We start from the raw sequence: 13,736 nt of genomic DNA on the forward strand, positions 1-13,736 counted from the left end.
TTTTCAGCTTCGAAAGAGGATCCATGGAAGCCCTGCCCAGCACGATTGACACGACCGGCCCCGGATTCCTGAAGAATGCCGCCGAACAAACCCGGCTGGTTGCCGAACTGCGCAGCCGCCTGGCGCGCGCAGCCCTGGGCGGCTCCGGAAAATCCCGCCAGCGCCACCTGGACCGCGGCAAGCTCCTGCCGCGCGACCGCGTCAACACCCTGCTCGACGAAGGCTCCCCCTTCCTGGAAATCGCACCGCTCGCCGCCGAAGACATGTACGGAGGGGATTGCCCCGGCGCCGGCATGATCGCCGGAATCGGGCTGGTGCACGGACGCCACGTCCTGGTGATCTCCAACGACGCCACCGTCAAGGGCGGCACCTACTTCCCGATGACCGTCAAGAAGCACCTCCGGGCCCAGGAAATCGCCATGGAAAACGGGCTGCCCTGTGTCTACCTGGTGGACTCCGGCGGAGCCTTCCTGCCCATGCAGGACGAGGTCTTCCCCGACCGCGACCACTTCGGGCGCATCTTCTACAACCAGGCCAATCTCTCCGCGGCCAAGATCCCGCAGATCGCCGCGGTCCTGGGTTCCTGCACCGCCGGTGGCGCCTACGTCCCGGCCATGAGCGACGAGACCGTCATCGTCCGCAACCAGGGCACCATCTTCCTGGGCGGACCACCCCTGGTGAAGGCCGCCATCGGCGAAATCGTCACCGCAGAGGAACTCGGAGGCGGCGACCTGCACGCCAAGACCTCCGGAGTGGTCGACCACCTGGCCGAAAACGATGCGCACGCCCTGCAGATCGTCCGGAACATCATCGAGACCCTGCCGCCCACCCCGGCACCGGCCTGGGACATCGCCGAACAGGTTGCCGAACCGCTCGAAGACCCGGCAGAGCTCTACGGCGCGGTGCCCTCCGACGTGAACGCCCCCTACGACGTCCGCGAGGTCATCGCCCGGGTCGTGGACGGCAGCGAATTCCATGAATTCAAGGCCAACTACGGAACCACCCTGGTCACCGGCTTCGCCCGCATCCACGGGCACAAGGTCGGCATCATTGCCAACAACGGCGTGCTCTTCTCTGAGTCCGCGCTCAAGGGAGCCCACTTCATCGAGCTCTGCGACCAGCGCGGCATTCCGCTGGTGTTCCTGCAGAACCTCGCCGGGTTCATGGTGGGCCGGGACTACGAGGCCGACGGCATCGCCAAGCACGGCGCCAAGATGGTCACCGCCGTGGCCACCGCCCGGGTCCCCAAGTTCACCGTCGTCATCGGCGGGTCCTTCGGCGCCGGAAACTACTCCATGTGCGGACGCGCCTACTCGCCGCGCTTCCTGTGGATGTGGCCGGCGGCCCGGATCTCGGTCATGGGCGGCAACCAGGCCTCCTCCGTGCTGGCAACCGTGAAGCGCGATGCGATCGAAGGTGCGGGAGGCACCTGGAGCTCCGAGGACGAAGAATCCTTCAAGACGCCGATCAAGGAACAGTACGAATCCCAGGGCAACCCCTACTACTCCACCGCCCGGCTATGGGACGACGGGGTCATCGATCCGCAAGACACCCGCCGCGTGCTCGGCATGGCCCTTGATGTCGCCTCCCGCCAGCCGCTGCCCGAGACCGGGTTCGGCGTCTTCCGCATGTAAGTGGTCCCACACTGCCTTCTTTCCTCCCAAGATCACTTGACTCCAGATAAGGACCAATCGTGACGAACAAACTTTTTGACACGGTGCTCGTGGCCAACCGCGGGGAAATCGCCGTCCGCGTCATCCGCTCCCTCAAGGCCCTGGGCATCCGCTCGGTGGGCGTGTACTCGGACGCCGATGCCGGCGCCCTCCATGTGGCCGAGGCCGACGTTGCCGTGCGCATCGGGCCCGGGGCCGCGACCGAAAGCTACCTCAGCATCCCCGCCCTCTTGGAGGCCTGCGAACGCTCCGGCGCGCAGGCCGTGCACCCGGGCTACGGGTTCCTGGCCGAGAACGTCGACTTCGCCCGCGCCCTGGACGATGCGGGCCTCACCTTCATTGGCCCGGACACCTTCTCCATCAACCTGATGGGTGACAAGATCCGCTCCAAGAACCACGTCTCCTCCCACGGCGTTCCGGTGGTCCCGGGCATTGCCAAGGCCGGGCTGACCAACGAGGAACTCATGGTCGCCGCCGGCGAAGTGGGCTTCCCGCTGCTGATCAAGCCCTCGGCCGGAGGCGGCGGCAAGGGGATGTTCGTGGTTGAATCCGCCACCGAGCTTCCCGAGGCCCTGGCCAGTGCCCGCCGCACCGCGGCCAGCGCCTTCGGGGATGACACGCTCTTCCTCGAGCGACTGGTGCGCAACCCCCGGCACATCGAGGTCCAGGTCCTGGCCGATAGGCACGGCAACACCGTGCACCTGGGCGAGCGCGAATGCTCCCTGCAGCGCCGGCACCAGAAGGTCATCGAGGAGGCGCCCTCGCCGCTGCTGGAAAACCACGCCGAGGGTGAACGCATCCGCGCCGAGATCGGTGCCGCGGCCGTCGCCGCAGCCGAATCGGTCAACTACGTAGGCGCCGGGACCGTGGAGTTCCTGGTCAGCGACGAGAACCCCGGCGAGTTCTTCTTCATGGAAATGAACACCCGCCTGCAGGTCGAGCACCCGGTCACCGAGGAAGTCGTCCGCATCCAGGGGCAGCGCATCGACCTGGTTCAATGGCAGGTGCGCATCGCCGCCGGCGAGGCCCTGGACTTCACCCAGGACCAGGTTCAACTGCATGGGCATGCGACCGAGGCCCGCGTCTATGCCGAGGACCCCGCGCACGACTTCATGCCATCGATCGGCACCATTCTTTCTGTCACCGAGGCGGCCGGCGAGCACCTCCGCGTCGACTCCTCGCTGCGCGAGGGGCTCGAGGTTTCCTCCTTCTACGATCCGATGGTCTCCAAGGTCATCGCCTGGGGCGCGGACCGCGCCCAGTCCCTCGCCCGCCTGGATGCGGCCCTGGCCTCCACCGTGATCCTGGGGATGCTGACCAACATCGAGTACCTGCGCCTGCTCATCACCGATGCGGATGTGGCCGCGGGGCACCTGGACACGAACCTCATCGGACGCAAGATGCCGGACATGGACTTCCGTGCCCTCTCCGATGCCGAGCTGGCCCTGGCCGCACACCTGTCCCGCCCCGCGCGCGGCTCGTCCAACAACCCCTGGCAGCGCGGGGACGGCTGGCGCTTGGGCACCCGTGTCGGCACCGCCCTGGAATTCGAGGTCGACCAGCAGATCCGCTCCCTGTCCTTCCGCAGCACCGGTTCCGGCTCCGCCATTGACATCGATGGCCAGGAATTCCTGGTGGAGGGAGCAGGCCCGGGCCGCTTCTCCGTGAACGGGCTGGTGCACCGCATGTCCACCGCCAGGTCCGCGGACGGCACCATCTGGCTGAGCCACGACGGGTGGACCGCCGGCGTGCGGCCGCTTGGCCGCGCCGAGGTGCTCGCCCGCGAGCTCGCCGCCATGGACCGCGGCGCCGGGGCACTGTCCCCCGAGGTCCGCTCCCCCATGCCCGGAACCGTCATCGCCGTACAGGTCGTCGACGGGGAACAGGTGGCGGCCGGGCAAATCCTGGCCACCATCGAGGCCATGAAGATGGAGCACCAGATGCTCTCGCCGTCCGACGGGGTCGTGACCATGAGCCACCTGAAGGCCGGGGACCTGGTCAAGGCCAACCAGCTCATTGCCATGGTCGAGGTCCTGGAAACCCCGGCCGCCGACACCGACATCACCCTCACCGATCTGGAGCACAGCGCATGAGCACCCGCACCCCCGAACGCGTCGAGCAGCGCGGCTTCTACCTCGACGAGCTGCGCGAGGGAGTCGTCTACGCGCACCGCCCCGGACGCACGCTGACCGAGACCGACAACGTCCTGTTCACCTCGCTGACCATGAACAACCAGGGCCTGCACCTGGATGCGGCCTGGAGCGCGACCCAGCCCTTCGGGCAGCGGTTGATGAACTCGCTGTTCACGCTGGGAACCATGATCGGCCAGTCGGTGCCGCAGATGACCGAGGGAACCATCATCGGCCAGCTCGGCATCGACGGCGTGAAGTTCCCGCACCCGATGTTCCACGGCGACACCCTCTACACCGAAACCGAGGTCACCGGCATCCGGCTTTCGAAGTCCCGGCCCGGCCAGGGCATCGTCACCATGAAGCACACCGGCAAGAACCAGGACGGCGTCATCGTGGCCACCGCCACGCGCACCTGCATGATGTGGACCAAGGACGCCCACGCGGCATCCATGAACCCCAAGGAAGAGGACTAGTCATGGAAAGCTTCAGCATGGGCCCGGCCATCCTGTTCTGCCCGGCGGACCGCCCCGACCGCTACGCCAAGGCCGTCGAACGCGCCGACGCGGTGATCCTGGACCTCGAGGACGCGGTGGCCGCGGGCAACAAGCAGGCGGCACGCCGGGCCCTGGTCGAAAACCCGCTGGATCCGCACCGCACCATCGTGCGGGTCAACCCGGTCAACACCCCGGACTTCGCGCAGGACCTGGCCGCCATCGAGCAGACCGCGTACCGCACCCTCATGCTGGCCAAGACCGAGACCCTTGATGATCTGGCCGCCGTCGCCGGGTTCCACGTGGTGGCGTTGTGCGAGACCGCGCTGGGGGTCCTCAACGCGCCGCAGATCGCCGCCGCGGAGAACGTCGTGGCGCTGATGTGGGGCGCCGAGGACCTCGTCGCCTCCCTGGGTGGCTCCTCCTCACGCAAGGCGTCGGGCACCTACCGGGACGTGTCACGGCATGCCCGGTCCCAGGTGCTGCTGGCCGCCGGCGCGCACGGCAAGACGGCCATCGACTCGGTCTACATCGACATCCCGGATCTTGCCGGGTTGCTCGGCGAAACCGTTGACGCGGCCGCCTCCGGATTCGGGGCCAAGGCCTCGATCCACCCGAGCCAGATGTCCGTCATCCGCCAGGCGTTCGCGCCGTCCGCCGAGGAGGTCGAACGGGCCACGCGCATCCTCGCGGCGGCGGAGGATGCCACGGGCGTCTTCACCTTCGAGGGGCAGATGGTGGACGAGCCGCTGCTGCGCCACGCCAGGACAACATTGTCGCGGCATGAGGCCATAGGGAAAAGCACAAGGTAACCGGATTCCTCCACGTACCAAGGAAGAAGAACCCAGCCCGGCGCATGCCAAGACCCTCGATCCGCGCGACAGCATTGAAAGAGCACACAACGGATATAGCCGCCCATTGGGTGGTTGATACCCTTCATCCTTCTCAGGCGTTGAGCATGACCTTCAGTGCCTTGGTCTCCGCGGCCCGGGAGAAGGTGTCGTAGGCGGCCTCGATGTCGTCCAGCTTGAAGGTGTGGCTCACGAACTTGTCGACCGCCAGCTTCTTTTGCGCGACGAGCTTGAGCAACGTGGCCGTCGTGTTGGTGTTCACCAGGCCCATGGTGAGCGTGATGTTGGAGATCCAGAGCCTGTCGATCGGCAGGTCCACGCCCTTTCCGTGCACACCCACATTGGCCACGTGCCCGCCCGGCCTGACCATGTCAAGAACCATGGCGAAGGTCTGCGGGATTCCCACGGCCTCGATCGCCACATCCACCCCCAGCCCGTCGGTCAGGGCAAGCACCTGCTCCTTCCAATCCGCGTCCGTTGACAGCACCCCGTCGGTGGCGCCAAAGGCCTTGGCCTGTTCCAACCGGTTCGCATCAACATCGATCGCGATGACGCGCGAGGGACCGTAAAGCTGCGCTGTGGTCACGGCGGCAAGTCCCACGGGACCCACCCCGACGATGGCGACCACGTCCCCGGCCTTGACCGCCCCGTATTGGACGCCGATTTCGTGGCCCGTGGGCAGGATGTCGGACAGCAGCGTACCCTCCTGGGCGCTGACACCCTCGGGCATCTTGTGGACGGAGGTTTCGGCGTAGGGAACACGCACGAACTCGGCCTGCGTGCCATCGATCAGGTGGCCGAAGATCCAGCCGATCCCCGCGGCGCCTTCCTCCCCCATGCAGTGGGAGAACAACCCCTTCTTGCAGTAGTCGCAACGTCCGCACGAGGAGACGCACGACAGGATGACCCTGTCCCCCACGTCAAGGTTGGTCACGGCGGCGCCGACCTCGGTGATGGTTCCCACGCCCTCATGGCCAAGGATCCGCCCGGGGGTCACTGCCGGCACATCCCCCTTGAGGATGTGGAGGTCGGTGCCGCAGATGGTGGTGGTTTCGATCTTGACGATCACGTCGGTGGGCTGCTGGATCGTCGGGTTCGGCACGTCTGTCCAAGATTTTTGGTTCGGGCCGTTGTAAACCAGGGCTTTCATGTTTTTTGTCCTTTGTTTTCCGTCGATGCCAAGGGGCCGGGCGAAGCCATCCCCTTGGACGGCCGGTACCCCCGCAGATGCCAGCAGTCTATGGCGCTTCAAGGTGGATTGCTGGGGCAGGATTCCAACGGGTTTCCACGCGCAACGGGCACCAAGGTGTTTGCGGCTCTATCCTCGGGCGAAATGCGCCGGCACCGCATGGCACGGGCCCGTTCCGGAAACCGGCACCGTGGCGATTTCACCGACTCGCCGGTAGCACGTCGGTGCCCTACATTGGGATGCTGAACACACTCCCAACCTTGAAGAGAGCCGCCGCGATGATCCAGCTTCCCGACCTCGAGCAGTTGCTCGCCGATCCCGTGGTGGCAGCCCTGGCCCGGGCCGAGGAAACCGCATGGTTCAGCGAGCACCCCACGCCAAGCACCGCGGGGATCGAACAGTCGGGCATTGACCCGGCCATTGTGGCAGATGCCCGGGCGCGCTTCCGCCGCTTCGCCCCGTGGTTCGCCGAGCGCTTCGAAGACACCCGACCCACCCACGGCATCCTGGAATCCCCGCTGGTCGGCATCCCGGGGATGCAGGCCGAACTTTCCGCCCGCTTCGGCACCGAGCTGCCGGGCAAGCTCTGGCTCAAGCGCGACGACTCCCTTCCGGTCAGCGGCTCCATCAAGGCCCGCGGCGGGATCCACGAGGTCCTGGAGGTCGCCGAACGGATTGCCACCGAGGCCGGGCTGATGGCCGAGACCGACGACGCCCGGGTGCTGATGACCCCCGAGGCCCGGGACGTGCTCTCGGCCCACGGCATCGCCGTGGGCTCCACCGGCAACCTGGGCCTGTCGATCGGCATCGTCGCCTCCGAGCTGGGCTTCAAGACCACCGTGCACATGTCGATGGACGCCCGCACCTGGAAGAAGGACATGCTGCGCTCGCGCGGGGTCACCGTCGTGGAGCACGAGGGCAACTTTTCCGACGCGGTTACCGCAGGCCGCCGCACCGCCGAGGAGGACCCCAGCGTCTGGTTCGTCGACGACGAGGCCTCGCTGAGCCTGTTCGCCGGATACTCCGCGGCGGGCGCGCGCCTGGCCGGGCAGCTGGCCTCACTGGAGGTCACCGTGGACCAGCACCACCCGTTGATCGTGCACCTGCCCTGCGGGGTCGGCGGCGGACCTGGCGGCGTGACCTTCGGGTTGAAGCAGGCATTCGGGGACGCGGTGCACTGCATCTTCGTCGAACCCACCCATGCTCCGTGCATGTCCCTGGGGGTGCGCACCGGGCTGCACGATGCCATCTCCGTGGCGGACATCGGCTTGGACGGGCTCACCGCCGCGGACGGGCTGGCGGTGGGCCGCCCCTCGCGCCTGGTGGGCGAGCACCTGCAGCAGATGATCGACGGCTACGTGACGGTCACCGATGAGCGTATGAAGGCCTTCCAGGGATTGCTGCACGACACCGAGGGCATCGACGTGGAGCCCAGCGCCGCGGCGGGCTTTGCCGGCCCGTGGACGATGCTCGCCAACCAGGACTACCGCTCCGCGTTCGGGCTCGACGAGGAGTCCATGGCCAACGCGACCCACATCGTCTGGGCCACCGGCGGCTCCATGGTGCCGGCCGCCGAGATGGCCGGCTACGTGGCCGAGGGCCAGCGCCTGGCCAACGAGGTCAGTTGGAGCTAAGAAAACCGGAAGCATGAGCTCGATGACGGTGCACCAACGCAGACCGGTAGGCAATTTCCATACCAGCCTAATTCACCCGATACGACTGATTGATGGCTACATGCATGACCCCCGTCTTGGCCTCCAGGCCCGTAGACGACGCTCATGCATGAGGGACAGGAATACCCTTCACGACAACTTAAATGACGACATGTTCCACCCAAAATTCGGAAAAGTCACGGACCATGCCCGCCCGCACCACCGGGGTAAGTCGCAAACGTAACTTCTCTATGTCCGAACTGGTGCAGCCATTTGTTGCAAGACGGCCTCGACGAGGAATTCGAACAGGCGCCGATGCGAACCCGCATCGGGTTGGGTGATGTATTGCAGGCTGCAGCCATCAATAATGGCGATGAATATTCGAGCGAGCTCCTCCGGCGACAAAATCTGGTCCTGGCTGTCAACTTCCATCGCCTTGCTGAAAAGAGCGCCCAACCCGGATTCGTAGCCTGGGTAGATGCTGGCAGCAAGCTCTTGGCCGCCTTCTTGCCGCGCCGCCCAAATGACTAATTCAATTTGAGCCAGGACGTCGCTGGGAGTCATCTCCAACTCGTCCCAGTAGCGCCGGGCGACTTCGACCACCGTAGAGCGGAGGCCGAGGGAAGGATCAACATCCTCGGCGTAGGTCATCATGTTCTTAAGCCACCGCTCTACGGCGGCCGTGAATAACTCGTTCTTGTCGGCAAAGCAGTAGTGCACTGCTGCCAGCGATGCGCCTGCATGCTTGGCTATGTCACGAAGTGTCAGTGACACCACGCCGTGCGTCTGCATCAGTGCAATCGTGGCGTCGATGAGTTGCTCCTTGCGCTCGGTCGCCGGAATACGCATTTCTCCTCCTTGAAACTTGAAACCGCTAAGACTCGGCACGTCCTTTTGTCCGTAACTTGATGTAATAGCTACGACAAATTTAACATGGACCCTTGACTAAGACAACCGTCCATGAAACTCTCTCCATACGATTTGTTACTCAGCTCACACTAGCCGAGCTCATCCGATGGAGAGTGGTCTTCCGTGCACCCCCAAGTTCAAGTCAGCGACGTCCAAACCCCGTGGCGGTCCAACGCAATGGCGTTTTGGCCCAACAGTGTTCCACAGCCTTTGAAGCCCGAATGGAACCGAATGGGAACCCGACAAATTGTTCCGATCTGCAAGGACGGCTGGGGCAATTACTCGATCTCGGAATGGGATCTCAAGGCAGCATCCTGGCAGGACTTCCACCCACACAGCGAATACAACATGGTTCTCGAAGGCGAGCTTTTCGTTGCAGCCGGGGGCGACGTCAAAGTTCTTCAACCAGGTGATGTGGCGCGTGTCCCGGCAGGCCGGATGGGACGTTACTGGGCGCCGGAGTACGCCCGGATGGTCGGCGTCTATGGGCCAAACCCTGAAGGCGATGCGTCCGCTGGTTTTGAATACTGGGCATTGGACAATGACGCAGAGATCCACCCGGCGGATCCAACTGCAGAAGACCCTTTGGAGCACTTACCAGGTTTCACCGGTGTTGAGATCTGGCGGGCTAGTCCAAATATGCCCGAGCGTCCGGAATGGGACCGAAACCGGGGTCGTTTCATCACGCATTCCCCGCAGAGCGGACCGTGGAATGACCCGGTTCTCTCGACGTGGGAACTCGAGAGTGCTGCCTGGACCGACAGGCATCCACATACGGAATTCAACTTTGTGGTTGCGGGCGAGCTGATCGTTGAAGTCGCCGGTGAACGTGTGGTTCTGCACGCCGGGGACTCCGTCGAAATCGCCCCCGGGCAGCTAGCCCGCTACAGCGCACCAGAATTTGCACACATGGTCGGCGTATATGGACCAAACCCGCACGGGCTGGTCAGCACCGACTTCCACTACGAATCCATTTGAATCCCAGCACCCAAAGGATCGAAGCGACATGACCACGAGATCGCGTACCTTCATAGCACCAATTGCCATCGCCCTAGCTCTCACACTGGGTGGATGCACCCAAGTCGGCGACACCACCGCAGCTGAACGACCGGATCCAAGCCCGGTAGTAGCCGAGGCCGCGGGGATCTTCGCCGACCCGGCCAAAAATACGCCAGACACGCTGGCCTCGGCGGCCTCTGCCCAGGACTGGGCCGTGCCCATCGAGGTGATTGACTGCCAAACACCCGGCTGCGAAGGCACACGAACAGCAAGTGTCTACACCCCGTTGGCCCCGTCCGACCTGACACAGGAATGGAACCTTTGCGCCGTGTTGCCGCACGTGAAGGACCCCTACTGGGTGGGACAGAACGCGGCTATGGTCGCCGAGGCACAGCGCATGGGCATCGCCCTCCAGACCTATGAGGCAGGCGGCTACACGGAGATCTCCAATCAGCTGGATCAGCTCTCCAATTGCGCAGCAGGTGGTGCCGATGCGATCATCGCCAGCGCCGTCAGCAATGAGGCTCTCAATACACGCATTGAGGAAATAGCGGCACAGGGAATACCCGTGATCGACGCAGTCAACGGCGTCACCAGCGAGTCGGTCGCCGGCCGCGCACTCTTTGACTATTGCACCCTGGGCGGAAACCTCGGACGGCACTTGAAAGAAACCGGCAAAAAGGTCCGCGCGGTTTGGTTCCCCGGCCCGGCGGGTGTCGGCTCCCTTGAGCAGCTCATGTCCTGCTTCGAAAAAGAGTCCGCAGGAGGGGACGTGGAGGTCCTCGGCGTCCAGTATGGCGACACCGGCAAGGATGCACAGCTGAACCTCGTCGAAAACGCCTTGAGCGCCTACCCCGAGATGAACTATGTCATTGGGAGCGCCACCACGGTCGATGCCGCGGTCGGGCCGCTGGCCGAACGCGGCTTGGAAGACAAGATCGACACTGCCTCCTATTACTTCACTCCCGAGGTATATTCGCTTCTCGATTCCGGCAAAGCCACCTGTTCCAGTGCGGGCAACGATCTCGTGCTCTCGCGCATCGCGGTGGATATGGCCCTTCGGGCCCTTGAGAACAAGCCATTCGTCGGCGGAGACTATGTCGGCACGGCTGCAAGTGTCATTTGCGGACCTGCGGCCGGCAAACAGCACAATAATCTGGACACCCTGGTCAAGGAATTAAATCTGGCACCTGACGGCTACCGGCCCGTTTTCACGGTCGAAGCGAAGTAGGCCCCCGTGACCGTCACGACACAGAACCCCACGGTACGGGTCCGCGGACTAACTAAGAAGTTTCAGGGCTTCACCGCTTTAGACGCGGTGGACATCGACTTTCTGCCCGGCCGCGTGCACATGCTCTTCGGTGAAAACGGTGCCGGAAAGTCTACACTCATCAATCTGCTGGCCGGCGTGCACCGGGCCGACGCCGGGACCATTGAGGTCGATGGGGTGCCTTGTTCGATCGGCTCCCCCCATGCTGCACGCCAGGTGGGCATTTCGACGGTATTCCAGGAACCCGCATTGGTTCCGCAACTGACCATCGAAGAGAATCTGAACATTGGCCGCGAGGAAACCCTCGGCTGGTTCCTGCGCCGCCGCGCCATGCGCGCCAAGGCAGCAGTTGCGCTCGAACGCGTTGCGTCGTTGATGGACCCCGGCACCCACGCCGGCGATCTCAGCCGGGCAGAGCAGCAAATCGTCGAGATTGCGAAATCGGTACAGGATAAGGCCCGACTCGTGATCTTCGACGAGCCGACCGCATCACTTACCGAAGAGGAAACGGCCAGACTGTTCGAAACCATTCAGCGGCTGAAATCCGAGGGCCTAGCCATCATCTACATCACGCACCGCATGTCCGAGCTGCGCGTAATAGGCGATGACATCAGCGTCCTGCGAGACGGAAAGCTCGTGCGGACTTCCCGTCTCGACGAAGTGGACGACGATCAACTCGTCACCTTGATGACGGGACGAAAGGTCGAGGCGCTGTTCCCGACGATCGCCCACAATCCGGGTGTCGGCGGCCTCCTACTCGAGGACGTCCACGGACCCGGTTTGCACGGGGTATCGATGAGCGTGAAGCCCGGCGAGATTGTTGGTCTCACCGGATTGGTAGGTTCCGGCAAGGCCGCCGTCGGAGAAACGATCTATGGGCTCACCCGGCATCATCGCGGCCGCATCATGGTCAACGGCCGCGAACTCACCTCCCGCGGGCCGCGGGGTCGGGTCGGGGACAGGATCATCCACTATCCCTCGGACCGCAAGAAGGCCGGTTTGGTGCCGACCCGGTCCGCGCGCGAAAATGCATCGCTGTCGGCCTTGGATACGTATGCCCGCGGCCCAGTGCTCAAACGCGGCATGGAAGCCCGGGCGGCAGACAGGATTCTTGAGCGTCTGGCCTTACGGCCCATGCGGACCACGGCACTGCCCGGCACCTTTTCTGGAGGAAACCAGCAAAAGATCGTGCTGGCCCGCGGATTCAGCCGGGTCTACGACCTACACATCTTCGATGAGCCGACTACCGGTGTGGATGTTGGAGCGAGGTGCGAGATCTATCAGGCGATTGCGGATCTCGTGCATGCAGGGGCGGCCGTACTGGTCATCTCGAGCGACCTGCCTGAGATCGTCAACCTAGTCCATCGGGCATATGTAATCACCGAGGGACGCATCGTCGGTGAGTTCACCGAGACAGACCTGACCGAAGAGAACCTGCTTCCATGGTTCTTCCACCACCCAGCAGAGGCCACGGCATGAGCATGCTCAAAGAGAAACCCGTCATCAAACAATCACCACTTTCCGACCCCCTGGCATTCAAAACTTCGGGCTTTTCGTTCTATTCACTGGCCAGGAAGACATTCGTGGCCTACGGAATCCTGCCGATCCTTCTGGTTCTCCTCCTGGTGGGGTTCACCCTCGTCGAACCCCGTTTTCTCTCCTCCGGAAACATCGTCAACGTGATGCGGCAAGTTAGTTTCCTGGGGATCATCGCGATTGGCCAGATGATGTATCTGGTGACTAGGAATTATGACCTGTCCAATGGCGGAACGGTTGCACTTTCCTCAGTCATCTGTGCCATGGTGCTTTCACACGGCGGTGCCTCACCGCTGATAGGTGCGCTGGCCGGACTAGCGGTCGGACTAGTCGTCGGGACCATCAACGGGGTGCTGATCGCGGTATTCAAGATCTCCTCGTTTATGGTGACGCTGGGCACGGGTTCCGCAGCAGTCGGCGTGGCATTGCTTCTGACCGGTGGTGTCCCCATCACGGGCCTTCCTCAGGCCTTTACCAGGGCCTACGGAAGCTCTCTGGTCATGGGGCTCCCGTTCTCCACATTTGTTATGTTGCTGGTGCTGACCGGTGCCTATGTTTTGTTCAACTGGACGAGGCTGGGCCGCAGGGCCTTCGCCGTCGGCGGTAACGAACACGCTGCGCACCATGCGGGGGTCAACGTCAAGTCGACACTGCTGAAACTCATGATCACCGGCAGCCTGCTTGCCGCGCTGGTCGGAGTCCTGATGACCGCACGTATTTCCAGCGGCGAAGCAAACATCGGCTTGCAGTTCCCCATGGAGTCCATCATCGCCGCTGTCATTGGTGGCATTGCACTCAACGGTGGCGAGGGAAGGGTGTCCGGTGCCTTCATGGGGGCGCTTTTCATCATCCTTCTCAGCAACGGCATGGACCTGATCCGCGTTCAAAGCTACGTGCAGGACATCCTGCTCGGCGCCTTGCTGGTACTCGCCCTCATGGTTGACCGGCTGCGAACCCGAGTGCGTCTGACCGCCGATACCAAGCCCCGTCGACTACCGGTCTAGCCGGCCTTCCCTTCCCAATTCCATCAATCT

11 protein-coding genes are annotated in these 13,736 nt (G+C 63.8%); 9 read left to right on the forward strand and 2 right to left on the reverse strand.

Features of this window, described 5'->3' with window-relative positions; genetic code table 11:
• Window positions 1-23 precede the first annotated feature (23 nt).
• The 4 genes from FPY90_RS12885 to FPY90_RS12900 are packed head-to-tail and all read left to right on the forward strand — an operon-like array spanning window position 24 to window position 5,108.
• Entirely contained in the window at window positions 24-1,634 is a 1,611-nt protein-coding gene (locus FPY90_RS12885) for a carboxyl transferase domain-containing protein (protein WP_498681441.1), read from the forward strand.
• A gap of 56 nt (window positions 1,635-1,690) precedes the next feature.
• Window positions 1,691-3,766 carry an acetyl/propionyl/methylcrotonyl-CoA carboxylase subunit alpha gene (locus FPY90_RS12890; protein WP_498685584.1) on the forward strand — a complete coding sequence of 692 codons (2,076 nt, stop codon included), beginning with the start codon at window positions 1,691-1,693 and terminating at the stop codon, window positions 3,764-3,766.
• Window positions 3,763-4,278, forward strand: coding sequence for a MaoC family dehydratase (locus tag FPY90_RS12895; protein ID WP_498681443.1), 516 nt, complete (start codon window positions 3,763-3,765; stop codon window positions 4,276-4,278). The genes FPY90_RS12890 and FPY90_RS12895 overlap by 4 nt, the downstream gene beginning before the upstream one ends.
• A gap of 2 nt (window positions 4,279-4,280) precedes the next feature.
• The gene (locus tag FPY90_RS12900; protein ID WP_498681445.1) at window positions 4,281-5,108 is read left to right on the forward strand and encodes an HpcH/HpaI aldolase/citrate lyase family protein; all 828 of its coding nucleotides are present in this window, start codon (window positions 4,281-4,283) and stop codon (window positions 5,106-5,108) included.
• Window positions 5,109-5,241: 133 nt separating this feature from the next.
• On the opposite strand, the gene FPY90_RS12905 is transcribed toward FPY90_RS12900, so the two are convergent.
• Window positions 5,242-6,297 carry a zinc-dependent alcohol dehydrogenase family protein gene (locus tag FPY90_RS12905; protein ID WP_498681447.1) on the reverse strand — a complete coding sequence of 352 codons (1,056 nt, stop codon included), beginning with the start codon at window positions 6,295-6,297 and terminating at the stop codon, window positions 5,242-5,244.
• A 299-nt stretch (window positions 6,298-6,596) separates the two neighbouring features.
• Here FPY90_RS12905 and dsdA point away from each other — a divergent pair, with 299 nt between their 5' ends.
• Window positions 6,597-7,970: a D-serine ammonia-lyase gene (gene dsdA, locus FPY90_RS12910; RefSeq protein WP_498681449.1), complete on the forward strand. Its 1,374-nt coding sequence runs from the start codon at window positions 6,597-6,599 to the stop codon at window positions 7,968-7,970.
• Window positions 7,971-8,237: 267 nt separating this feature from the next.
• On the opposite strand, the gene FPY90_RS12915 is transcribed toward dsdA, so the two are convergent.
• Window positions 8,238-8,837: a TetR/AcrR family transcriptional regulator gene (locus FPY90_RS12915; RefSeq protein WP_498681450.1), complete on the reverse strand. Its 600-nt coding sequence runs from the start codon at window positions 8,835-8,837 to the stop codon at window positions 8,238-8,240.
• 291 nt (window positions 8,838-9,128) lie between these two features.
• Here FPY90_RS12915 and FPY90_RS12920 point away from each other — a divergent pair, with 291 nt between their 5' ends.
• From FPY90_RS12920 to FPY90_RS12935, 4 genes are read left to right on the forward strand one after another with little or no spacing between them, the layout of a single operon-like run.
• Window positions 9,129-9,875: a cupin domain-containing protein gene (locus FPY90_RS12920; protein WP_498681452.1), complete on the forward strand. Its 747-nt coding sequence runs from the start codon at window positions 9,129-9,131 to the stop codon at window positions 9,873-9,875.
• Window positions 9,876-9,903: 28 nt separating this feature from the next.
• Complete coding sequence (gene torT, locus FPY90_RS12925; RefSeq protein ID WP_498681453.1) at window positions 9,904-11,127, forward strand: TMAO reductase system periplasmic protein TorT; 1,224 nt, start codon at window positions 9,904-9,906, stop codon at window positions 11,125-11,127.
• A gap of 6 nt (window positions 11,128-11,133) precedes the next feature.
• Window positions 11,134-12,645 carry a sugar ABC transporter ATP-binding protein gene (locus FPY90_RS12930; RefSeq protein WP_498681455.1) on the forward strand — a complete coding sequence of 504 codons (1,512 nt, stop codon included), beginning with the start codon at window positions 11,134-11,136 and terminating at the stop codon, window positions 12,643-12,645.
• Entirely contained in the window at window positions 12,642-13,706 is a 1,065-nt protein-coding gene (locus tag FPY90_RS12935; RefSeq protein ID WP_498681456.1) for an ABC transporter permease, read from the forward strand. The genes FPY90_RS12930 and FPY90_RS12935 overlap by 4 nt, the downstream gene beginning before the upstream one ends.
• The last annotated feature ends 30 nt before the right edge of the window (window positions 13,707-13,736 follow it).

Origin of the sequence: Arthrobacter sp. C2 (assembly GCA_024207135.1) — a bacterium.
In the GTDB taxonomy this organism is placed as follows: domain Bacteria; phylum Actinomycetota; class Actinomycetes; order Actinomycetales; family Micrococcaceae; genus Paeniglutamicibacter.